This window comes from Azospirillum palustre (assembly GCF_002573965.1).
Lineage (GTDB): Bacteria > Pseudomonadota > Alphaproteobacteria > Azospirillales > Azospirillaceae > Azospirillum > Azospirillum palustre.
Map to the genome: position 1 here is coordinate 1,780,264 of NZ_PDKW01000043.1, position 20,346 is coordinate 1,800,609.

Here is a 20,346-nt window from a genome sequence, read left to right on the forward strand (position 1 = left end):
ACCGCCGACCCGAAACCTTTGAGCCCCCCTGGGGCGGGAAATCTCTGCCCGTGGCTACGCGCGATCCCTACAGCGTTCTCGGCGTCAGCCGGTCCGCCAGTGCCGACGACATCAAGAAGGCATACCGCAAGCTCGCCAAGCAGCATCACCCGGACCTGAAACCGGGCGACGCCGCCAACGAGGAGCGGTTCAAGGAAATCTCGGCCGCCTACACGCTGCTGTCGGATGCCGAGAAGCGCGCCCGCTACGACCGCGGGGAGATCGACCCGTCGGGGCAGGACCGGCACGCGGGCTTCGGCCCGCGCGGCCGGACCAGCCGGGGCAAGGCCTACACCAGCACCGCCGACGACAGCTTCTTCGGCGGCGGCGACGACTGGTTCTCCGACCTGTTCGGCGGCGGCCGGCGCCGCCCCGGCGGGCCGGGTGCCGGAGCGGGAGCCGGGGCCGGCGGCTCCACCGGGCCGAAGGTGCGGGGCAGCGACATCTCCTATTCCGTCACCGTCCCCTTCATCGAGGCGGCGAACGGGTCGAAGCGCCGCATCAACCTGTCCAACGGCAAGAGCATCGACGTCGCCATCCCGGCCGGAACGGAGAACGAGTCGAAGCTGCGGCTGAAGGGCCAGGGCCTGCCCGGCATGGGCGGCATGCCCAACGGCGACGCCATCGTCGAGGTGCATGTCGAGTCCCACCCCTTCTTCACCCGGCAGGACGGCGACATCCATGTCGAGGTGCCGATCACCCTGAACGAGGCGGTTCTGGGCGCGACCGTCAATGTCCCGACGATCAGCGGCAAGGTCGCGGTGAAGGTGCCGCCGGGCGCCAACACCGGTTCCGTCCTGCGCCTGCGCGGCAAGGGCGTGGTCAACCAGGCCACCAAGCAGCCGGGCGACCAGTATGTGAAGCTGAAGGTCGTCCTGCCCGACCCGCCCGACGGCGAGCTGGTCAAGTTCGTCGAGGAATGGGCGAAGACCCGCAGCTACGACGTCCGCAAGAAGGCCGGGCTGGAGTAACCGCCGCCGGGTTTCCCCCTCCCCTCCGGGCGCAGAACCGCTTCGGCCCGCCGCCACTGCCTGCCCCTACTTCTTCACCGCCCGCAGCGGCACCGGGCCGGCACCTCCCTGCGCCGATCCTTGGCCCGCCGGCTGGCCTTCCGGCGGCGGATCGTCGTTCAACAGCGCCTTCAACGGCACGTTCAGCAGATCGCCCTGCCGCGCCTCGGCGGCATCCAGCAGACGGGCGGTGCGCTCCTGCCAGGGCAGATCCAGGCCGCCCAGGCCATGGACGGAGCCGCGCATGCCGATGCCCAGCGCCTTCATCAGCTCCAGCAGGGTCGCCTCGCCCATGTCGCGGGTGACCACCCAGGCGTCGCGGGTGGTGTGGGCCGCCCAATGGGCATCGCGCAGCTGTTCCAGGATGCCGTCGATCAGCAGCGTGCCCACCGGCACCCGCCCGACCAGCGTGCGGCGGCGCATGCCGACCCCGAGCCGGCTCGCCTCCATCAGCTCATGCAGGACGGCCAGCGCCAGCGCCAGCCGCTGGGCCGGCAGCAGCCCATCCATGCCGCCGCGGGTGACCTTGCCCGCCCGCCATTCCGGCAGCGACGCGGCGACCACCGCGCCGAACAGCACCGTCGACCACGCGATGTAGAGCCAGAACAGGAAGATCGGCACCACCGACAGGGCGCCGTAGATGGTCTGGTAGGCCGGGTATTCGCGCATGTACCAGCCGAAGATCGCCTTCGACCCTTCCAGCAGGATGGAGCCGATGGCGCCGCCGCACAGCGCGTCCAGCCAGAACACGTCCCGATTCGGAATCACCAGATACAGCAGCGAACAGCCGACCAGCTGCAAGGCGAAGGGCAGCAGCATGCCGATCCCCGCCAGCGGATGGACGACGCCTTCCAGATGCGCGACCTCCAGCGCCGTCCACAGCGTGCTGGACAGCGACAGGCTGGCGCCGGCGAACAGCGGGGTCAGCGACACCACCGCCCAGAAGGACAGGATGCGCGTCACGTAGGACCGCGGTTCGCGCACGCGCCAGACCGTGGCGAAGGAGCCTTCGATGGTCCAGATCAACAGCACCGCCGACACCGCCAGCCCGATCACGCCGAAGATCGGCATCTGGCCGGCGTTCGCCATGAAGCGGCCGAGATATTCCAGGATCGCGTCGCCGATCTCCGGCACCAGATTCTTGACCAGCGCGGTCTGGATCCGCAGCTGCAGGGCGCTGAAGGCCGGGAAGGCCGAGAAGATGGCGAAACCGATGGTCATCATCGGCACGATGGCCAGCAGCGAGGTGTAGGTCAGCGCCGCCGCGGTCTGGAAGCAGTTGTCGTTGTAGAAGCGCAGCATCGAGTGGCCGAAGAAGCCGCCAAGCTCCCGCAGGCCGGTCAGGACGCGGCTGCGCTCCTCCTCCTCGCGGCCGGAATTGTCCTTAGGGGCAGACATGCGGCGCCTCCTGCGGCAAGACAGCCCGCGTCGGTTTGACCGTTGGGCGCTTTCGTGTAGGATGCGCCCCACTTTTCGCGGCTGGAGCCGCAGCACATCCGTCGTTCACGAGGTTCCGATGTCCAATCCGATGCCGCTCATGGCCGGCAAGCGTGGCCTGATCATGGGCGTGGCCAACGATCGTTCGATCGCCTGGGGGATCGCCTCCGCCCTGGCCCAGCACGGGGCGGAGCTTGCCTTCACCTACCAGGGCGACGCGCTGCTGAAGCGGGTGAAGCCGCTGGCCGAGCAGGTCGGCGCCAAGCTGGTCCTGCCCTGCGACGTCACGGACGAGGCCAGCATCGACGCGACCTTCGCCGCCATCGAGCAGGAATGGGGCAAGCTGGACTTCGTGGTTCATGCCATCGCCTTTTCCGACAAGAACGAGCTGGACGGGCTGTACCTGGACACCACGCGGGCCAACTTCCTGCGCACCATGGACATCTCCTGCTACTCCTTCACCGCGGTGGCGCAGCGCGCCGTGCCGCTGATGAAGGACGGCGGCAGCCTGCTTACCCTATCCTACTATGGCGCCGAGCGCGTCATGCCCCATTACAACGTGATGGGTGTCGCCAAGGCCGCGCTGGAAGCCAGCGTGCGCTATCTGGCAGTCGATCTGGGTGGCCGCAACATCCGTGTCAACGCCATCTCCGCCGGCCCGATCAAGACCCTGGCCGCCAGCGGCATCGGCGACTTCCGCTATATCCTGAAGTGGAACGAGCTGAACGCCCCGCTGAAGCGCAACGTCACCATCCAGGAGGTCGGCGGCGCCGGCCTGTTCCTGATGTCGGATCTCGGCAGCGGCGTCACCGGCGAGGTGATGCATGTCGACAGCGGTTACCACACCGTCGGCATGGTCGCGGTGGACGAGGCGGCCGAAGTCGCCAGCCTGCTCGGCTCGCTGGGCGGGACGCCGAAGGCCGGCTGAGGCCTGAGCGGCCTCGGTCGGTCGGCCCATCTGGTTGAGCAGCCACGAGGTGCGCGCAATCGCATGGTGAAGAGAGGGATCGGTCCGCCGATCCCTCTTTGCGTTTGCGAATGCGGCGTTTATGATTTGAGAAATATTCTCGGAATTGGGTAATATTCATGCGCGCCCGCAAGAAAATGGACTCGGTTTCTCCGATCCTTGAGCAGATCCTTTATGGCGGGTCCAGCGTGTCGATGAATCTCATCGCCATCACGCGCGAGATCCCTGAAGAGCAGCGCATGTTCAAGGCCCAGGGCCTGAACAACTGCATCCTCTTCAAATACCCGAACTTCGACGACCGCGACGACGATGGCGGCGATCCCATCGCCGAGGACGAGGATCTGGAGGGCGGCGAGCGCCCGGTCGAAACCGGGATCTATGTGCCGCACAACTCCAAGGCGCCGGAGGGTGGCGGTGTCGCCGTCTATCTGCGTGGCCGCAACGCTGCATCGCTTCTGGAAGAGCAGTTCGGCATCAAGCACGGGCCGCAGGAAAACGGCATCATCGGCGACATGAAGATGCTCCAGATGATCGACGACGTGCCGTCGCTGGACGCCTTCCTGCTGAAGACCTGCTTCGAAGCGGAGAAGATCAACGTCGATCCGCGCCACTGGCTGATCTCCAACGAGGAGGACCACCAGCTCCGCCGCCTGATCCGCGCCCGCATCGAGCCGATCGTCCGCAAGGCGCTGTCGGGCAGCCAGGGCAGCGCCGGAAGCGTCGAACGCTTCCTGGAGGCGATCTGGAACCCCAACCTGGAAGAGGCCGGCCTGTTCGTCTCCGCCTTCGGCATCGAGCGGTCGGAGGCCGACACCATCTTCAGCGCCTGGAAGGGCACGACCTTCTACGAGTACCAGCTGCGCCGCATCGCGCCCCGCGCCCGCACCATCCTGACCTGGCTGAAGTCGCGCGAGTGCATCCCGGTCGACATCCGCATGCACAAGCCCTACGAGACCCAGCTGCTGATGCACATCGAGAAGGTGGGCAAGCTGCTGGAGACGACGCTGCTGGACATCCGCACCATCCTGTCGGACTACGAAACCTCCTTCAGCAGCTTCATGGCCGGCCAGCCGGAGCCGTTCCGCGACTATCTGCGCAGCATCCGGTCGCGCTACTGGCTGCTTGGCTACTGCGTGTCCGCGCTGACCAGCGTCGCCCATCTCGACGCCCGCTGCATGAAGAACACGCCGTCGCGCAAGCTGTACTTCGAGGGCATGCAGAAGCTGCTGCGCCAGTTCGACGTGGCGCTCGACCGCCGCCGCGAACAGAAGGGCGCGCTCTGAGCGGTTCCCGCCCGCTTCGAAACCTGCCAAAGAAAAAAGGCGGCGCCTCGCAGCGCCGCCTTCTTTATTTCCGAACCCCGAACCGTCAGGTGCCCTGCGGTTCCGGGCCCATGCCACCGCTTTCCTGCCCGGTGCTGGGCGGAACGGAGGAGCGGCGGCCGGAGCCGGTGGTCGGACGCGGCGGGACGGGCATCGTCTCGCGGTCGTCGTCGCGCAGGATCGGTTCGCCGCGCAGCAGACGGTTGATCTCGTCGCCGCTCAGCGTCTCGTACTCCAGCAGGCCCTTGGCCAGGGTGTGCAGCTGGTCGATGTTCTCGGTCAGGATGGTCCGGGCGCGGTCGTAGCTCTCGTCCACGATGCGGCGGATTTCCTCGTCGACCAGCTGGGCGGTGCGGTCGGACATGTTCTTGTGCTGGGTCACCGAATGGCCCAGGAACACCTCCTGCGTCGGCTCGCCGTAGAGCAGCGGGCCGAGCTTCTCGCTCATGCCCCACTCCGTCACCATCCGGCGCGACATCTCGGTCGCCATCTTGATGTCGCCCGAGGCGCCGGTGGTCACCCGCTCCTTGCCGAAGATCAGTTCTTCGGCGATGCGGCCGCCCATGGCGACGGTCAGGTCGGCCAGCAGCTTGGCCTGCGACAGGCTGATGCGGTCGCCTTCCGGCAGGCGCATCACCATGCCCAGCGCACGGCCGCGCGGGATGATGGTGGCCTTGTGGACCGGGTCGCTGTCGGCGCAGTGGATGGCGCAGATGGCGTGGCCGGCCTCGTGGTAGGCGGTCAGCTTCTTCTCGTCCTCGGTCATCACCATGGAGCGGCGTTCCGCACCCATCATGACCTTGTCCTTGGCGTTCTCGAACTCGGACATGCCGACGACGCGCTTGCCGATGCGGGCGGCCAGCAGGGCGGCCTCGTTCACCAAGTTCGCCAGGTCGGCGCCGGAGAAGCCGGGGGTGCCGCGGGCGATGACCTTGGCGTCGACGTCCGGCGACAGCGGGACCTTCCGCATGTGGACCTTGAGGATCTTCTCGCGGCCCAGCACGTCGGGGTTCGGCACCACGACCTGACGGTCGAAGCGGCCCGGACGCAGCAGAGCGGGGTCGAGAACGTCCGGACGGTTGGTCGCGGCGATCAGGATCACGCCCTCGTTCGCCTCGAAGCCGTCCATCTCGACCAGCAGCTGGTTGAGGGTCTGCTCACGCTCGTCGTTGCCGCCGCCCAGGCCGGCGCCGCGATGGCGGCCGACCGCGTCGATCTCGTCGATGAAGATGATGCAGGGGGCGTTCTTCTTGCCCTGTTCGAACATGTCGCGGACGCGGGACGCGCCCACACCGACGAACATTTCGACGAAGTCCGAACCGGAGATGGTGAAGAACGGCACATTGGCTTCGCCGGCCACCGCGCGGGCGGTCAGCGTCTTGCCGGTGCCGGGAGGACCGACGAGCAGGCAGCCCTTCGGGATCTTACCGCCCAGCCGCTGGAACTTCTGCGGGTCCTTCAGGAACTCGACGATCTCCGTCAGCTCCTGCTTGGCCTCGTCGATGCCGGCGACGTCGTCGAAGGTGACGCGGCCGACCTTCTCGGTCAGCAGGCGCGCCCGCGACTTGCCGAAGCCCATGGCCTTGCCGCCGCCGGACTGCATCTGGCGCATGAAGAAGATCCAGACGCCGATCAGCAGAAGCATCGGGAACCAGGACAGCAGAACCGAGAACAGCGACGGCACGTTGCTGTCGTCGGGGACCGCGTTGATCCGGACGTTCTTGTTGGTCAGGCGCTCCACCAGACCCGCCTCGGGCGGGACATAGGTGCTGAAGGAGCGGCCGTCGGAGAAATGGCCCGAAACCTGGTTGCCCTTGATCGTCACGTCGGCGACCTGGCCCCGGTCCACTTCGGCGAGAAGCTCGCTGAACGGAACGGTCGTTTGCGGGCTGCGGGTGGAGGAACTCTGGAACAGGTTGAACAGGGCCACGAGGAGCAGCCCTATGATGATCCAGAGAGCGAGGTTCTTGCCGAAATTGTTCACGTCACACGCCTTTCTGCGAACCCATCGCCATGCGGTGCGCCGACAAGGCCGCACCCCGGTCTCCTACGGGCACGTTCCCTGATTAAATAATGCCGTCCCGGTCCGAAACAACCGTAAAAGCTGGTCTTCCCAACGACGAAAGTGGACAAAACCTTGCGCGGTCCACCGGGTGCTGTCCATCCGCGTCAAACCCGTAGCACATGCCGATCATCGGCACACCAAGCAAATCCGCGCCGGTCCAAAGGCTTGGCAGGGTTTCCCGCACCGGAACCGGCAGGTCGGGCACCCCCTTCGGCGCCTGCCGGCCTGCCCATTCGCGCCACCCGTCCGCCCCCAGCGCCGCGACCGTGACCGGCCGGCGATGGCTGGACGACACCCTCAGATCGAATCGGCCATCCCACCGGATCGCCTCTCCGGGGGCCACGGTCGGCCGCTCCGTCACCGCCACCGGCTCGCGCGCCACCATGACGGCACCGCGCCGCATCCGAACGACGCAGCCGCCCAAAGTTCCGCCCTGCCCCTCCGCCAACCCGTCGAGCAGCCGCTCCAGCGCTTCGTCGCGCACCGGATGCGCCGGCCCGCCGACCGCGGCCAGCGCGGCGCCCAGCGCCCGCAGCGCGATCTCCGGCGGTGCGGCGCGCAGAGGTGCCGGCGCCAGGGCGATCCAGCCTTCCGGATGAACGGTCGCGGCCTCCGCCAGCAGCGCGGCCGTCACCTGTTCCAGCGCCGCCCGGGCCCGGCCCGCCCGCCGGGCGACCTCGCTCAACCGACCGGCATCAAGCCCCTCCCCGCCCAGGCTCTCGCGGGCGGCGCGCAGCCGGGCGCGGGCAAAGCGCGGGTTGCGGTTGGACGGGTCCTCGATCCAGTCCACGCCCTCGGCGCGGCAGGTTGCCAGCAGCCGGTCATGGGAAAAGCGCAGCAGCGGCCGGATCACCCGCACCGCCCCATCGGCGCGGACGGGCGCCATCCCGGCCAGCCCGTCGATGCCGGACCCGCGCGCCAGCCGCAGCAGCACTGTTTCGGCCTGATCGTCGCGATGATGGGCCAGCGCCAGATGAAGGATGCCCGCCTCGGCGCAGGCCGCGCCGAGCAGACGGTGCCGCGCCGCCCTGGCGGCCGCCTGAATGCCGGATGATGGCTTGGCCCCATCCCAGCGCAGGATGCGGTGAGAAACGCCGAGCCGGGCCATCGCCTGCCCGACCGCTGCCGCCTCGTCGGCGGACTCGGGCCGCAGACCGTGATCGACGGTCAGCGCCAGCAGGCTCCCGCCCCACTCTGCGACCCAATGCCGCAGCAGCAGGACCAGCGCCACGCTGTCGCCGCCACCGGAAACACCGATGGCGATGGCCGGCGCCGGTTCGAATCCGCCCAGCGCCGCCAGGGCGCGGGCGAACTCCTCCCGCGATACCGGCCTGCCGTCTCCCGGGTCGCCGCCCATCAGGCCGGGCAATTGATGCGCTTGCGCTCCGTATCGGCGCGGCGCTTTACGCTGGCCGAGGCTTCGGGGAACTTGGTCAGCAGCTGGCCGAAGGCGGTGCAGGCGTCCGACTTCTTGTTCATCTGCTGCAGGGTCATGCCCAGCTTCAGCAGGCTGTCGGCCGCCTTCGGGTTGGTGCGGTACTTGGACAGCACCTCGGCGAAGGCCTGGGCCGCTTCCGGGAACTTGTTGCGGACGTAATAGCTCTCGCCCAGCCAATACTGCGCGTTGCCGGCATAGGCGTGCGACTTGTTCTTGACGATGAACTCCTGCAACGCCTTCTCCGCCCGGTCGTAGTCGGAGTTGCGCAGCAGTTCGAACGCCTGCTCATACTGCTTTTCCGGCGACAGGCCGGCGGTCGAGGGCGGATTGGCCGCCGCGGTCTGCGCCGGCTTGTCGGCCTTCTTGTCGTCCGAAGCGGCGGCCTTCGACGGCTTGGTCGGCGCGGCATCGGACATCGCGCCACCCATGGCACCCCCGGCGGTCCCGCCGCCCTTTTCCAGATCCTTCAGACGAAAATCGACGTCGGCGTTGACCTTCTCCAGACGCTCGCGCAGCTGGCTGAGCTGATAGGTCGATTCCTCGTACTTGCCGGTCAGATCCTGGATGGTGCGTTCGAGGTTCTGCAGGCGGATCTCGAAATCGGCGGCGACGGAGGGCGACAGCTGCGCCACCTCCACCGGACCGCCCAGCGCGGCGACCTGCGTTTCCAGCGATTGCAGCCGCTCGATCTGCCCCTTCGACTGGGCCAGGGCGGGGCCCAGGGCGGGGGTTGCCGCGAGCATGCCACCCAGCAGCAGGGCGGCGACGGGACGGATGTTGGTCATGCGCGTGGGATCCTGAGGAGATCTGATGCCGGGGGAACACCCACGGCGACCATGGCGAACGAAAAAGGCGACGCGATGGCCGCTGTTTAGCAGAACTTGCGCGTCCGCGCAAAGAACCGACCTCGCCGGATTTTTCCGGCCCCAAAAACACATCGCCCAAAAAACACATCGCCGGAAAGATGCCGTCAAAAAGAAAAGGCGCCGCCCCCGGTTGCCCGGCGGCGGCGCCCTTCCCTGTTCCCCGTCAGGCGGGGACCGGCGTCATCAGTTGACGACGGTCACGCCACGGCGGTTCTGCGACCAGGCGGCCTCGTTCGAACCAACGACGGCCGGACGCTCCTTGCCATAGGAGACGACGTTGACGCGGTTCGGGGTGATGCCCTTGGCGGCCAGGTAGTTCTTCACCGAGTTGGCGCGACGCTCACCCAGGGCGAGGTTGTACTCGCGGGTGCCGCGCTCGTCGGCATGGCCCTCGACGGTGACGGTGACCGAGCCGTAGGTCTGCAGCCACTTGGCCTGACGGTCGAGGGTGGCGCGAGCCTCCGGCGACAGGTCGAAGCGGTCGAGGCCGAAGAAGACGCGGTCGCCGACGTTGACGACGAAATCTTCCGCCGAGCCCGGACGGACCGACGACTGCTGGGCACCGGTGTTGGCGCCGTTGGCGGCGTCGTTCGGAGTGGATTCGCAAGCGGCGAGCAGAGCGACCGCGGCGAGAGCGAGGAACTTCATACGCATGTTCAGGGACCCCTTGAACGAAACTTGTTTGATGGTCGAACTTTGTCTGCACAGGAGCCGCTTCTTTCCGCCAATCCCCGACGAAAAGACGACGTTCGACCTTTGTCTTGAGCATTGCTCCCGCGTGGCCGCAAAATAGGGCTACTCCACTAGGGAATCAAGGGCGACCACGCGGGGTCCGACGCGTCGACCGGGGTGCTCACGCGACGCTCGTTGGCGCCGGTGATGTCGATGCTGTACAGCTTTGCGTTGCGGCCACGCCCGTCACCCGACGGCAAGTCCTTGAAGAACATGATAACTCGGCCGTTGGGAGCCCAGGTCGGACCCTCGACGTGGAAGGCTTCGGTCAGGATCCGTTCCCCCGTCCCATCCGGACGGATTACGCCAACTGCAAAGCTGCTACCACGCTGGCGCGTGAATGCGATCAGATCGCCGCGCGGCGACCACACCGGCGTACCGTAGCGGCCCTCGCCGAAGGTCAGCCGCTTCACGCCCGAGCCGTCGGCGCCCATGACATAGAGCTGCTGCGTGCCGCCGCGGTCCGACTCGAAGACGATGCGCTGGCCGTCCGGCGAATAGCTGGGACCGGTGTCGATGCCCGGGGCATCGGTCAGCTGGGTCTGGCGGCGGGTGCGCAAGTCCAGCGTGTAGATGTCGGTGTTGCCGTTCTGGGCCATCGACATGATGACCTTGTTGCCGTCCGGCGAGAAGCGCGGGGCGAAGGTCATGCCGGGGAAGTCGCCCAGGACCTCCTGGCGGCCGGTGTCGATGTTGAACAGGTACACGCGCGGCTTCTTGTTGAAGTACGACATGTACGTGATTTCCTGGGACGTCGGCGAGAAGCGCGGCGTCAGGACCAGGGTCTGTCCGTCGGTCAGGAACTGATGGTTGGCGCTGTCCTGGTCCATGATGGCCAGCTGCTTCTTGCGCGCATTCGCCGGGCCGGATTCGGCGACATAGACGATGCGCGTGTCGAAATAGCCGTCCTCGCCGGTCAGGCGCTTATAGATGGCGTCGGCCACGATGTGGGCGATGCGGCGCCATTCCTGCGGCGAGGCGCTGTAGCTCAGCCCCTGCATGTACTGGCCGGCGGCGACGTCCCACAGGCGGAAATCGACCTTCATGCGGCCGTCGGCGCCCGTGGTGGTGTTGCCGGCGACCAGGGCCTGGGCGCCCAGCGCCTTCCAGTCCTGATAGCGCGGCTCGCCGCTGCGCAGCTGGTCCGGCGTCTGCAGGAAGCCGCGCGGATCCAGCGGCTTGAACAGGCCGGAGCGCTCCAGGTCGTCGGAGATCACCTTGGAGATGTCGGCGCCCATCTGCACATCGCGCCCGCCCGATCCGGCGAAGCTGCTGATGGCGATGGGCAGCGGCTCGGACACGCCCCGCGTGATGTCGATGCGCAACTCGGCGCGCGCCTCCTGCGGAGCGGCAACGCCGAGGGAGAGGAGAAGCGCGCCGGTGGCCCCGGCCAGCTTCAACAGAAGCCTCGTCTTCGTCGTCATGGTCAGAACATGTCCCTCGGGTCGAAATTGAACACGATGAAGCGCCAATCTTCATAAGTCTGCGGCGTGAACTCGCTGGTCAACAGTTCCAGGGGGCTGGACCGCTTGACCGCGCGCACCGCCGCGTCGGCCGACGCCCGGAAGGCGGCATCCGACATGTAGCGCGACCGGTACTTGTCGTCGATCCAGGCGCGAACCACGCTGTGGTCGCGGCCGACCTCCACATGGATCTCGATCTGCATCGAGCCGGCATCCTTGCGGCCGCTGTCGAAGTTCCAGTTCTTGCTCAGCTGGCCGCGGATGGCGTCCAACGCACGGCCGGACGGCTTGAACGGCTTGTCGGGGCCGTTTGTTGCCTTGGCCGCCCCGGCCGGAGCCGCGGACGCGGTCTTCTGGCTGGGCTTGGCGTCGCTGTTGGCGCTGGCCGATGCCTTGCCGTCAGCCTTCGGGTTGTCCGACGGCTTGATCTTCCCGACGTTCGACAGCAGGTCGGACAGCGGGTCGGCCTTGGCCGACGGCTTTTCCGGCTGCTTGGCCGGCGCATCCGCCTTCTTCGCCTCGGCCTTGGCATCCTTCGGCGGTTCGGCCTTCGCGACCTCCTTGGCAGGCTCCGGCTTCTTCGGCTCCGCCTTGGGCGGTTCCGGTTTCGGCGGTTCCGGCTTGGGAGGCTCGGGCTTTTTCGGCTCAGGCTTGGGCTCGTGCTTCGGCGGTTCCGGTTTGGGCGGTTCCGGCTTCGGCGGCTCGGGCTTGGGAGGCTCGGGCTTGGGAGGCTCCGGCGGCTTCGGAGTCGGCGACGGCGCCGGATCCGGGGGCGGAGGCGGCGGGGGTGGCGGCGGAGGAGGAGGCGGGGGCGTCGGAGCGGGCTTGGGCGGCGGCGTCGGCTCGCGCGGGGGCGGCGGCACCTGGGCGACCTTCGGCGGCTCCGGCGTCTTGGACGGCGGAGGTGGCGGCGGAGGCGGCTCGTCCTCCTCGTCCGGCGGTTCCGGCGCCGGCGGGGCGGGCTTGGCCTCCGGCATCGGCGGACGAGCGGCGGTGGCCGGCTTCGGCTCGCCCTTCTCGACGCGGGCAGCCTGGGTGATCTCGCCGACGTCGACGATCTCGATCGGGATCGAGGAGGCGATTTCGAGCTTGCGATCGCTGGGCGGCATGCCGAGCACCATCAGCGCGACCAGCGCGACGTGCAGCACCGCCGAGGCGATCAGGGGCTTGCGCATGGGAGTTCCGCCCGCCTCAACGCGCCGGCTTGGGCGCGCCGACCCGCGCGCTGGACGCGGCCGGGCCGTTCGGCATCTCGGCGACCAGACCGACCTTCTTGAAGCCGGCGGCGCTCATGGTGCCCATCACCTCCAGCATCTTGCCATAGGCGATCTTGGCGTCGCCGCGGACCAGGATGCGGGCCTCGGGGTTGTTGTTGGTCACCGCGATCAGCAGCGGCACCATGTTGGTCAGCTCGACCGGCGTCTCCTGGACGAAGACGCGGCCGTCGGTCTGCACGGTGACGAACAGCGGGTCCTTCTGCTGCTCCAGCGGAGCGGCATTGGTCTTGGGCAGGTCGACCGGCACGCCGACGGTCAGCATCGGGGCGGCGACCATGAAGACGATCAGCAGGACCAGCATGACGTCGATGAACGGCGTCATGTTGATCTCGGCCATCGCGCGATAGCCCCGGCGCTTGCCGCGCCCGTGGGATTTGCCTGCGAGTTGTCCGGCCATGGTTCAGGCGGCTCCCCGCTCCTCGAGGTGGCGGGACAGGATCGCCGAGAACTCGCCCGAGAAGGTGTCCAGCCGGTCGGCGTAGCGGCCGAGGTCGGTGGAGAACTTGTTGTAGGACAGCACCGCCGGGATGGCGGCCAGCAGGCCCATGGCGGTGGCGAACAGCGCCTCGGCGATGCCCGGCGCCACCACGGCGAGGCTGGTGTTGCCCGAGCCGGCGATCGAGGTGAAGGAGTTCATGATGCCCCACACCGTGCCGAACAGGCCGATGAAGGGCGCCGTCGAGCCGACCGAGGCCAGGAAGGTCATGTAGCGTTCGGCCCGCGCCATCTCGCGGCCGATGCTCACCGCCATCACCCGTTCCACCCGCTGCTGCAGCGAGCTTTTCATCGTGCCGCCGATGCCGCGGTCGGCGGCGTGGCGCCATTCGCGCATGCCGGCGGCGAAGGTCGCCGCCATCGGGTCGGCCGGGGTCTGGCCGATGCGGTCGTACAGCGCGTCGAGCGACCCGCCGGACCAGAAGGCTTCCTCGAAGGAGTCGGCCTGGGCGTTCAGCCGGCGGATGCGCATCAGCTTTTCGATGATGATCGCCCAGCACCAGATCGAGGCGACGACGAGCATCATCATCACGATCTTGACGACCGCGTCGGCCTGCCAGAACAGGCCGAGGATCGTGATCTCATGTGCCGTCGTGGCGGCGGCATTGCCGGCCAGTTGGGCGGTTTGCAGGGCGTCCATCGCAGTCAGTCTCGCGTTTGCGCTGTTGGCACGGGGAGTGGAAGAAAACGGTCGATACGATCAGTCAGGCGGGTCGAGCGGGAGAAGAGGCGTTTTGCTTTGCATGCAGCGTCTCCATCGCCGCTTTCACCGGTTCGGGAAGGCGCACGGCCCGCCCGGCCCGGTTGATCGTCACCAGCTGCAGGTCGGCGCGCGCCAGCACGCGACCGTCACGGCGGATGACTTGTGCGACTGCGAAGGAGGCACCGCGGATATCGACGATTCGGGTTTCCACTTCAAGCGTGTCCTCCAGCTTGGCAGGGGCGTCAAAATCGATGGTCAGGCGCCGTACCGCAAATGACACACCTGTGACATCGCCCAAACCCTCGGCCATCTCCTTCTGACGGAAGCCCATCAGGTAGAGCATCTCCGTGCGTGCCCGCTCCGCGAATCGCAGGTAATTGGCGTGGTAGACGATGCCGCCGGCATCGGTGTCCTCGTAATAGACCCGCAGCGGATAGCGGTGCGTGCCGTCCGCGGCGAACCGGCCGGAGAGGCCGGACGGGGTGGAAGCGTCACTCATCGGCGTCCCCGTCCGTCGGGTCGGGGACGCGGTCCAGCAGGTCGAGCTGCCGGAGCGGCGCGTTCGGCGGGTTGAGCCCGAGATAGCGGAAGCCCTGGTCGGTCAGCATGCGCCCGCGCGGCGTGCGCTGCAAAAAGCCCTGTTGGATCAGGTAGGGTTCGACCACTTCCTCCAGCACGTCGCGCTGTTCGCCCAGCGCCGCGCCCAGCGTCTCGACGCCGACCGGCCCGCCGCCATAATTGTTGGCGACCAGTCCGAGATAGCGGCGGTCCATGCTGTCGAGTCCCAGCCGGTCGACCTCCAGCCGGGTCAGCGCGGCATCGGCGACGCGCTTGTCGACCTCCTCCACCCCGGCGACCGCGGCAAAATCACGCACCCGGCGCAGCAGCCGGCCCGACACGCGCGGCGTGCCGCGCGCCCGGTTGGCGATCTCGCGCGCGCCCTCCGGCGTGATGCCCATGCCGAGCACGCCTGCGGCGCGGCGCACGATCAGCTCCAGTTCGTCCGGCTCGTAGAATTGCAGGCGCACGGGAATGCCGAAGCGTTCGCGCAACGGGCGCGTGATCAGGCCGCTGCGCGTGGTGGCGCCGACAAGGGTGAAGGGCGGCAGGTCGATCCGGATGGACCGCGCCGACGGGCCTTCGCCGATGATGAGGTCGAGCTGGAAATCCTCCATGGCGGGATAGAGCACCTCTTCCACGGCGGGATTAAGGCGATGAATCTCGTCGATGAAGAGGACGTCGTGCGGCTGCAAATTGGTCAGCAGCGCCGCCAGATCGCCGGCCCGCGCGATGACCGGGCCGGAGGTGGCGCGGAAGCCGACGCCCAGTTCGCGCGCCACGATCTGCGCCAGCGTGGTCTTGCCCAGGCCGGGGGGCCCGAACAGCAGCACATGGTCCAGCGCCTCGTTGCGGGAGCGGGCGGCCTGGATGAAGATCGACAGATTCTCGCGCGCCTGCCGCTGGCCGATGAACTCGGCGAGCGACAGCGGACGGATCGACGCCTCGGCCGAATCGCCGTGGCCCTGGCCCGGCTGGACCAGACGGTCTTGGTTGGGGTCGCTCATTGGCTCAGTTCCTTGAGGCCCTGGCGGATCAGATCGGACACGCCGGCGTCATCGCCCAGCACGCGCCCGGCGGCGACGACCGCGCCGAAGGCCTCCGACCGGCCATAGCCGAGATTGACCAGCGCCGACACCGCATCGGCCAGCGCCGGGGTGGCGCCCGGCACGGCGGCGGGGGCGCCCTTGCCGGCCGGCGCGCCCGCGGTCGCCGCGGGACCGAGCGCCAGATTGCCGACCTTGTCCTTGAGTTCGTTGAGGATGCGCGCCGCCACCTTCGGACCGACGCCGTCGGCGCGCACCAGCGCGGTCTTGTCCTGCGACGCGATGGCGCGGGTCAGCTGGTCGGGGTCGAGCACGCCCAGGATCGACAGCGCCAGCCGGGCGCCGACGCCCTGGATGGTGGTCAGCAGCTTGAACCACTCCCGGTCCGCCTGGTCGCCGAAGCCGTGCAGGACGATGCGTTCCTCGCGGATGAAGGTCTCCACCACCAGCGACGCCCGCTCCCCCACCGCCAGACGCGACAGCGTGCGGTTGGAACAGGACAGCAGGTAACCGACGCCGTTGACGTCGAGCACGACCCAGTCGGTGCCGGTGGAATCGACGATGCCGGTCAGCTTGGCGATCATGGGAACTCCCGGCCCGAGGGCTGGCTGCGAAGAATGGAAGTCTCTTCGAGACGCGCGCGGATGGTCTCCAGCACGCCGTCAAGGTTGTCGATCACGTCGGTGTTCCAGAAGCGCAGGATGCGGAAGCCGGCCTGCTCCAGCATGCGCGACCGCCGCTCGTCATGGGCGGCGCGCTGCTCTGCATGCTGGCCGCCGTCCAGTTCGACGATCAGGCGATGGTCATGGGCGACGAAGTCGGCGACGAAGCCCAGGATCGGCTCCTGCCGCCTGAATTTCGCGCCGAGCTGGGCATTGCGCAGCTTCTGCCAGACGATCTTTTCCACATCCGTGGCGTTCATCCGCAGATCGCGCGCGCGCCCGGTTATGTAGTCAGTGGGCTTGGTTTTCGCAACCAGAGCCATGTCCCCCACTCGCCCGGGGCTCTCTCCCTCTCCCCCCCGGGGAGAGGGTCGGGGTGAGGGGGGAGCATTGCGGGGCGTCTTGGGAGAGGCACGCCGTGCATCCCCCTCACCCTGCCCTCTCCCCGGGGGGGAGAGGGGATCCTGTACGGGCTTTCGCGCGTCCCCCCGCCGCCACATCGTCCAGCTGGCGCGGTGGTGCGCATGGCAGATCGCTATGGCCAGCGCGTCGGCGGCGTCCGGCGAGGCGATCTCGCAGCCGGGCAGCAGCAGCCGCACCATCGTCTGGACCTGCGCCTTCTCGGCGCGGCCCTGGCCGACGACCGCCTTCTTGACCATGTTGTTGGCGTATTCCGCCACCGCCAGCCCGGCCTGGGCCGGCACCAGCAGGGCCACGGCGCGGGCCTGCCCCAGCTTGAGCGTCGAGACCGCGTTGTTGTTGACGAAGGTCTCCTCCACCGCCGCCTCGTCGGGGCGGTAGCGCTCCACCACCGCCGACAGCGCGTCGTGGAGCTGCACCAGCCGTTCGGCCAGCGGACAGCGGTCGTCGGAATGCACAGCACCATCGGCGACGTGGCTCAGGCGGTTGCCCGCCACGTCGATGATGCCCCAGCCGGTGTGGCGCAAGCCGGGGTCGATCCCCAGCAGCCGCACCGGCGAAGGCACCGTCGCCTCACTTCGTCCTGCCCGCGCAAACACGGCACCCGCTCTCCGCTTGCAAGACCCGCGTTCAGCTTACGCGGTCAGCTTCTGCATCAGCTCGTCGGAGATGTCGAAGTTGCCTTCGACCACCTGGACGTCGTCGTTGTCCTCCAGCACGTCCAGCAGCTTCAGCAGGCTGGCCGCGGCATCCTCCGACGGCGCGACGGTGTTCAGCGGACGCCAGGTCAGGCGCGCGCTCTCCGCGCCGCCGAACTTGGCCTCCAGCGCATCGCGCACAATGCCGAAATTCTCCACCGTGGTGGTGACCTCGTGGCCGTTCTCGTCGGATTCGACGTTGTCGGCGCCGGCCTCCAGCGCCACCTCGAACACGGCGTCGGCATCCGCCGCGGCGGCCGGGTAGAAGATCGCGCCGATGCGGCTGAACATGAAGCTGACCGAGTTGGTCTCGCCCAGGCTGCCGCCGTACTTGGTGAAGCTGGAGCGCACTTCCGCGGCGGTGCGGTTGCGGTTGTCGGTCAGCGCCTCGACGATCAGGGCGACGCCGCCGGGGCCGTAGCCCTCGTACCGCACCTCTTCGTAGTTGGCGTCGTCGCCGCCGCCGGGCGTGCCCTGCTTGATGGCGCGGTCGATGCGGTCGCGCGGCATGTTCTGCGCGCGTCCGGCCAGGATGGCGGCGCGCAGGCGCGGGTTGGCCGCCGGGTCCGGCAGGCCGCTCTTGGCGGCGACGGTGATCTCGCGGGCGAGCTTGTTGAAGATCTTGGACCGCTTGGCGTCCTGCGCGCCCTTGCGGTGCATGATGTTCTTGAACTGGGAATGACCGGCCATGGGTCGAACGAGCCTCGAAACGGAATTGGTCAATCGGGCGGGGTGAAGCGCACGACACATGTAACAGGTCTGCCGCTCCACCGCACCTTTTCGGCGCGGGAGACGACACCCACGGGATTAGAAAGTCAATATGGCGAGATTGCGGCGCGGCCGCAGCCGCAGCCGCAGCCGCAGCCGCAGCCGCGACGGCCTTACTGCATCCGTTCCGGCAAGGCCTGGCTCAGCCGCCCGCCGATGCGCAGCGGCTCGATGCGGACCGCCAGCCCGGTGCGGTCGTCGGTCTCGACGTAGCAGCCGCAGACGGTGCCTTCCCCTTCCGCCGGCGACAGCCGCTCGGTCGGCAGCTTCCGCACCATCTTGGCCAGCGCCACCTCCTTCTTCATGCCGATGGCGCTGTCGTAATCGCCGCACATGCCGGCATCGGACTGGTAGGCGGTGCCCTTCGGCAGGACCATGTGGTCGGCGGTCGGCACATGGCTGTGGGTGCCCACCACCAGCGAGGCGCGGCCGTCGCAGAAATGCCCCATGATCATCTTCTCGCTGGTCGCCTCGCCATGCATGTCGATCAGCACGGCATCGACGCCGCCGGGGCCCAGCCGGTGCGCCTTCAGCACCCGGTCCACCGCGGCGAAGGGGTCGTCCATCGGCTCCATGAACAGGCGCAGCAGCACGTTGACCACCAGCACCTTGCGCCCGCCGCGCGCCTGAAGCAGCACATGGCCGCGGCCCGGCGTGCCCTCCGGGTAATTCACCGGGCGGACGATGCGCGGCTGCTGTTCGATGGTGGAAACCAGTTCCTTCTGGTCCCAGGTATGGTTGCCCAGCGTCACCACGTCGATGCCGGCCTCGAAGAACTCCTCGGCGATCTTGACCGTGACGCCATAGCCGCCGGCCGAATTCTCGCCGTTCACCACCGTCAGGTCGGGGTCCAGCTTCTCGCGCAGCATCGGCATATGCGCCAGCACAGCCTCGCGCCCGGACCGGCCCACCACATCGCCGAAGAACAGAATCCGCATCGCCCCAACCTTCCAGAAAAGCTCACTTAAGAATGCGGAGCGTCTCGCGCTCCGTTACGATCCAGTCCAGCCGCTCGTCATGGCCGTCCACCGGCACCGCCGGCATCTCCTGCGCGGCGAAGGCCACGCCGATAGCCACCACCGCGCCAGCCCGGCCGGCCCGCAGGCCGTCCAGTGTCCGGTCGTAATAGCCGGCGCCATAGCCCAGCCGGTGGCCGGAGCGGTCGAAGGCCAGCAGCGGCACCAGCAGAAGCGATGGCAGCAGGATCGCTCGCCCCTCCGCCGGTTCCCGGATGCCGTAGCGCCCGGCCGTCATCGGCGCCTGCGGGTCCCAGTCGCGGAACACCAGCGCGGTGCCGCGCGGCCCGGAGACCGGCAGTCCGACCGAATGGCCCAGATCCTTAAGATGGAGCAAAGCCGGCCGCGCGTCGAGTTCCGAGCCCAGCGGCCAGTATCCCCCGGCGGCACCGCGCGGCAGGTGGCCGTCGCGCGCCAGTTCGGCGATGCGGTCGCGCAAGACGGCGGAGGCGGTGGAGCGGTCGTGGTCGGCGATGGCGTCGCGCCGGGCGCGCGCCTCGCGTCGGGCGGCGTCCTTGGCTTGCGGATCGGTCATCGCGGACTGCGTGCGGAGAGAGGGATCGGGCATGGCCCGAAAAAAGGGTGGAAGGGGCCGCCTCGGCCGGTGGCCATATGCCTATCCTCCATGGCCTGCATGAGCAGGTGGGCGCCATGTACCCGGCCCGATGGGCCGGACAGGGACAGCTCCCTAGAGTTCAAGGTTATCGGCCCTGGGGATTATTGCAGCCTGTCGAACCAGGCAGCGGTCCTTCCGTGTACCAATCTAGGCGCGCTCGAGCCGCGCGGCAACCTCTTCGATGCGTTTTGCGACACGATCGAGTTCGCCGGCCACCGCGGCCTCGTCGATTGCGGGGGCGATGCCCTTGCCGGACATCACGTCCTGCAGCTCGTCGGCCAGCACCAGACAGGTCATCAGCATCATCTGCGCCTCCGACCCGCTGCGCCCGCCGCCGGTCAGCCGGCGCAGGCGGTCGTCCACATAGGCCGCCAGTTCGCGCAGCCGGCCCTCCTGCCCGTCCTCGCACAGCATGCGGTAGAAGCGGCCATTCACCTCGATATCGACCTGCGCCATGACGTCAGCTCTCCAGCACGTGTTGCAGGCGGGCGATGGCGACCTCCAGCCGCTGCGACACCGCCTCCGCGGTTGCCTGGGCGGTCGCCCGGTCGGCCCGCGCGGTCTCCAGCGCCTGGGACAGGTCCTGCTCACGGCGGACGACCCGCTCCTCGCGGGCGGCGGCCGCATGGTCAAGGCGTTCCACGGCACGGCCGAGGCGGTCGAGAGCGGCTTTCAGAGGGTCCATGGACGAAGTCTCGACGATCCGGAAAAGAGTCAGGCGAGGGAACCGCAGCAGCAGGCCGCAGCC

General features: G+C 68.3%; 21 protein-coding genes, 1 other RNA gene and 1 pseudogene. 3 read left to right on the plus strand and 20 right to left on the minus strand.

Features of this window, described 5'->3' with window-relative positions; translation table 11 throughout:
* Positions 1-50 precede the first annotated feature (50 nt).
* The gene (locus tag CRT60_RS30710; RefSeq protein ID WP_098740226.1) at positions 51-1,010 is read left to right on the plus strand and encodes a DnaJ C-terminal domain-containing protein; all 960 of its coding nucleotides are present in this window, start codon (positions 51-53) and stop codon (positions 1,008-1,010) included.
* 66 nt (positions 1,011-1,076) lie between these two features.
* On the opposite strand, the gene CRT60_RS30715 is transcribed toward CRT60_RS30710, so the two are convergent.
* Positions 1,077-2,447, minus strand: coding sequence for a YihY family inner membrane protein (locus CRT60_RS30715; RefSeq protein WP_098740227.1), 1,371 nt, complete (start codon positions 2,445-2,447; stop codon positions 1,077-1,079).
* Between the two features lie 118 nt (positions 2,448-2,565).
* Here CRT60_RS30715 and fabI point away from each other — a divergent pair, with 118 nt between their 5' ends.
* The gene (gene fabI / locus CRT60_RS30720) at positions 2,566-3,414 is read left to right on the plus strand and encodes an enoyl-ACP reductase FabI (protein ID WP_098740228.1); all 849 of its coding nucleotides are present in this window, start codon (positions 2,566-2,568) and stop codon (positions 3,412-3,414) included.
* A 233-nt stretch (positions 3,415-3,647) separates the two neighbouring features.
* A complete protein-coding gene (locus CRT60_RS30725) occupies positions 3,648-4,736 on the plus strand; it encodes a hypothetical protein (RefSeq protein ID WP_244592941.1) in 1,089 nt (362 codons plus the stop codon).
* A gap of 85 nt (positions 4,737-4,821) precedes the next feature.
* Here the strand turns inward: CRT60_RS30725 and ftsH are convergent, their stop codons facing one another.
* From ftsH to CRT60_RS30815, 19 genes and pseudogenes are all read right to left on the minus strand, one after another.
* The gene (gene ftsH / locus CRT60_RS30730) at positions 4,822-6,759 is read right to left on the minus strand and encodes an ATP-dependent zinc metalloprotease FtsH (protein WP_098740230.1); all 1,938 of its coding nucleotides are present in this window, start codon (positions 6,757-6,759) and stop codon (positions 4,822-4,824) included.
* A gap of 82 nt (positions 6,760-6,841) precedes the next feature.
* Positions 6,842-8,209, minus strand: coding sequence for a tRNA lysidine(34) synthetase TilS (tilS, locus tag CRT60_RS30735; RefSeq protein WP_244592854.1), 1,368 nt, complete (start codon positions 8,207-8,209; stop codon positions 6,842-6,844).
* Entirely contained in the window at positions 8,197-9,063 is an 867-nt protein-coding gene (gene ybgF / locus CRT60_RS30740) for a tol-pal system protein YbgF (RefSeq protein WP_098740231.1), read from the minus strand. Before ybgF ends, tilS begins: the two co-directional genes overlap by 13 nt.
* A gap of 264 nt (positions 9,064-9,327) precedes the next feature.
* Positions 9,328-9,798, minus strand: a complete 471-nt coding sequence (pal, locus tag CRT60_RS30745) for a peptidoglycan-associated lipoprotein Pal (protein WP_098740232.1) — start codon at positions 9,796-9,798, stop codon at positions 9,328-9,330.
* A 149-nt stretch (positions 9,799-9,947) separates the two neighbouring features.
* Positions 9,948-11,300, minus strand: a complete 1,353-nt coding sequence (tolB, locus tag CRT60_RS30750; protein WP_098740233.1) for a Tol-Pal system beta propeller repeat protein TolB — start codon at positions 11,298-11,300, stop codon at positions 9,948-9,950.
* Positions 11,301-11,302: 2 nt separating this feature from the next.
* On the minus strand, positions 11,303-12,514 hold the full coding sequence (locus CRT60_RS30755) for a hypothetical protein (protein ID WP_098740234.1): 1,212 nt from the start codon (positions 12,512-12,514) through the stop codon (positions 11,303-11,305).
* A 16-nt stretch (positions 12,515-12,530) separates the two neighbouring features.
* Positions 12,531-13,013, minus strand: coding sequence for an ExbD/TolR family protein (locus CRT60_RS30760; protein WP_098740235.1), 483 nt, complete (start codon positions 13,011-13,013; stop codon positions 12,531-12,533).
* 3 nt (positions 13,014-13,016) lie between these two features.
* The gene (gene tolQ / locus CRT60_RS30765) at positions 13,017-13,751 is read right to left on the minus strand and encodes a protein TolQ (RefSeq protein WP_098740236.1); all 735 of its coding nucleotides are present in this window, start codon (positions 13,749-13,751) and stop codon (positions 13,017-13,019) included.
* Positions 13,752-13,815: 64 nt separating this feature from the next.
* Positions 13,816-14,313 carry a tol-pal system-associated acyl-CoA thioesterase gene (gene ybgC, locus CRT60_RS30770; RefSeq protein WP_098740237.1) on the minus strand — a complete coding sequence of 166 codons (498 nt, stop codon included), beginning with the start codon at positions 14,311-14,313 and terminating at the stop codon, positions 13,816-13,818.
* Positions 14,306-15,379, minus strand: coding sequence for a Holliday junction branch migration DNA helicase RuvB (gene ruvB / locus CRT60_RS30775; protein WP_098740238.1), 1,074 nt, complete (start codon positions 15,377-15,379; stop codon positions 14,306-14,308). The genes ybgC and ruvB overlap by 8 nt, the downstream gene beginning before the upstream one ends.
* Complete coding sequence (gene ruvA / locus CRT60_RS30780; RefSeq protein WP_098740239.1) at positions 15,376-16,002, minus strand: Holliday junction branch migration protein RuvA; 627 nt, start codon at positions 16,000-16,002, stop codon at positions 15,376-15,378. The genes ruvB and ruvA overlap by 4 nt, the downstream gene beginning before the upstream one ends.
* Positions 15,999-16,580, minus strand: coding sequence for an endonuclease domain-containing protein (locus CRT60_RS37325; RefSeq protein WP_342210698.1), 582 nt, complete (start codon positions 16,578-16,580; stop codon positions 15,999-16,001). The genes ruvA and CRT60_RS37325 overlap by 4 nt, the downstream gene beginning before the upstream one ends.
* Positions 16,557-17,054 (minus strand): annotated as a pseudogene (ruvC, locus tag CRT60_RS37330) (crossover junction endodeoxyribonuclease RuvC); the annotation flags it as partial. The gene CRT60_RS37325 and the pseudogene ruvC, both read right to left, overlap by 24 nt.
* Before the next feature lie 81 nt (positions 17,055-17,135).
* Positions 17,136-17,888, minus strand: coding sequence for a YebC/PmpR family DNA-binding transcriptional regulator (locus CRT60_RS30790; RefSeq protein WP_098740241.1), 753 nt, complete (start codon positions 17,886-17,888; stop codon positions 17,136-17,138).
* Between the two features lie 191 nt (positions 17,889-18,079).
* Positions 18,080-18,904 (minus strand): TIGR00282 family metallophosphoesterase, encoded by an 825-nt coding sequence (locus CRT60_RS30795; protein WP_098740242.1) that lies wholly within the window; start codon positions 18,902-18,904, stop codon positions 18,080-18,082.
* Positions 18,905-18,926: 22 nt separating this feature from the next.
* A complete protein-coding gene (locus tag CRT60_RS30800; protein WP_098741110.1) occupies positions 18,927-19,517 on the minus strand; it encodes a 5-formyltetrahydrofolate cyclo-ligase in 591 nt (196 codons plus the stop codon).
* A gap of 50 nt (positions 19,518-19,567) precedes the next feature.
* Positions 19,568-19,731: non-coding RNA, 6S RNA (gene ssrS, locus CRT60_RS30805), on the minus strand.
* Positions 19,732-19,745: 14 nt separating this feature from the next.
* Positions 19,746-20,054 (minus strand): cell division protein ZapA, encoded by a 309-nt coding sequence (locus tag CRT60_RS30810; protein WP_098740243.1) that lies wholly within the window; start codon positions 20,052-20,054, stop codon positions 19,746-19,748.
* Positions 20,055-20,058: 4 nt separating this feature from the next.
* Complete coding sequence (locus CRT60_RS30815; protein ID WP_098741111.1) at positions 20,059-20,283, minus strand: hypothetical protein; 225 nt, start codon at positions 20,281-20,283, stop codon at positions 20,059-20,061.
* Positions 20,284-20,346 lie beyond the last annotated feature (63 nt).